The sequence below is a fragment of the Clostridium sp. genome (assembly GCF_051654825.1).
In the GTDB taxonomy this organism is placed as follows: domain Bacteria; phylum Bacillota; class Clostridia; order Clostridiales; family Clostridiaceae; genus Clostridium.
In genome coordinates this window covers 1-1736 of the sequence record NZ_JBOFYU010000145.1, presented here as the reverse complement: position 1 = coordinate 1736, position 1736 = coordinate 1, and the positions used below count along the sequence as shown (strand labels likewise).

Here is a 1736-nt window from a genome sequence, read left to right as displayed (position 1 = left end):
GAATTCATGTGCAATTTTCAGAGAACACTCTCTGAAAAGTTCATAAAGAACTAAATCATCTGGTGATGATGGCGTAGAGGAAACACTCCTTTCCATTCCGAACAGGACAGTTAAGCTCTACAGCGTCAATGGTACTGCACGGGAGACTGTGTGGGAGAGTAGAACGTCGCCAGGTCATGTGGCTCGATAGCTCAGTCGGTAGAGCAGAGGACTGAAAATCCTCGTGTCCCTGGTTCGATTCCTGGTCGAGCCACCAGGAAAAAGCACTAACTTTTGTTAGTGCTTTTTATTTTTGCATAAATAAATTTTTACATAGAATACTTCATATTATAAGAATATTCTAATGTTTATTTAGTATAAGAAGTTTAAGTGGTAAGTATTCAAAAGAGATGTTATGTAGTGTTATTAATTAAATATTTTTTGAATAATAAAAGGATAGATTAAAAAATCTATCCTTTTTAACATAATAGTGATAATTAAATACTTTCTAATACAGTATCAATATGTCCTTTAACTCTAACTTTTCTAAATTCTGTAATAAGAATTCCATTTTCGTCAATTATAAATGTACTTCTTTCTATTCCTAAAACCTTTTTACCATACATATTTTTTTCTTTAATAACATCATAAAGAGCGCAAACTTCTTTTTCCTCATCACTTAATAAAACAAATGGTAAGTCAAATTTGTTTATAAATTTTTCATGTGATGATAGAGAATCTTTACTTATACCAATAACTATTGTATTTGATGAAGAGATTTTATCGTGATTATCTCTAAAATCACATGCTTCAGTTGTACATCCTGGAGTATTATCTTTTGGATAGAAGTATAGAATTACTTTTTTTCCTCTATAATCGCTTAGTGAATGCTCCTTATTATCAGAACCCATAAGTTTAAAATCAGGTGCTAATTTGTTAATTTCAATCATAATAAACCTCCGAAATTAATTTTAATAAGATTATTATACTATTATGGATAATTATTATCAATAAACAAAGAATGTTTACATTAATTTATGAGATAAAAAGAACAAATATATTATATATTACCATTAATTTTGATATAATTAAGTGTAAAGAGTATTAACTATAAAGGAGACCTTAAAATGGAAAATAAAGTTTTAGCTGTTATAGCAGGAAATGAAATTAAAGAATCAGATTTACAAGCATTAATAATGAGATATCCAGAAGATAGAAGAGGATATTTTTCAACTGAAGAAGGAAAGAAACAATTACTAGAACAAGTAATTGCTTTTGATTTAATGGGTAAGCTTGGAGAAGAATTAAAGTTAAATGAAACAGAAGAGTTTAAAGCAAGCTTAAAGCAAGTTGAAAAAGAATTATTAACACAAACTACTATAAATAAAGTATTATCAGAAATAACTGTTACTGATGATGAAGCTTTAGAGTACTACAATAAAAACAAAAATATGTTTACTCAACAACCAACAGTGTCAGCTAAGCATATATTAGTAGATTCAAAAGAAACATGTGAAAAGATAAGAGAAGAAATAGTAGCTGGTAATGATACATTTGAACAAGCTGCAATGAAATATTCAAGCTGTCCATCTAAGGATCAAGGAGGAAATCTTGGTGCTTTTGGTAGAGGGATGATGGTTCCAGAATTTGAGCAAGCTGCATTTGCTTTAGAAATAGGAGCAGTAAGTGAGCCAGTTCAAACACAATTTGGATTCCACTTAATAATGGTAGAAGCAAAGAATGATGCAGTAGAAGCT

The 1736-nt window shown here is 29.7% G+C and carries 2 protein-coding genes, 1 tRNA gene and 1 rRNA gene; 3 read left to right on the top strand and 1 reads right to left on the bottom strand.

All coding sequences use genetic code 11. The features are described from left to right. Window positions 1–58: 58 nt before the first annotated feature. A 5S ribosomal RNA gene (rrf, locus tag ACRDBA_RS08845) occupies window positions 59–175 on the top strand. Window positions 176–180: 5 nt separating this feature from the next. Then, window positions 181–256, top strand: a tRNA-Phe gene (locus ACRDBA_RS08840). Between the two features lie 220 nt (window positions 257–476). Here ACRDBA_RS08840 and ACRDBA_RS08835 read toward each other — a convergent pair. After that, the gene (locus tag ACRDBA_RS08835; protein ID WP_438572557.1) at window positions 477–929 is read right to left on the bottom strand and encodes a peroxiredoxin; all 453 of its coding nucleotides are present in this window, start codon (window positions 927–929) and stop codon (window positions 477–479) included. 177 nt (window positions 930–1106) lie between these two features. On the opposite strand from ACRDBA_RS08835, the gene ACRDBA_RS08830 reads away from it, so the two are divergent. Further along, window positions 1107–1736: peptidylprolyl isomerase (locus ACRDBA_RS08830; RefSeq protein ID WP_438572556.1), on the top strand; the 630-nt coding region annotated here is incomplete at its 3' end.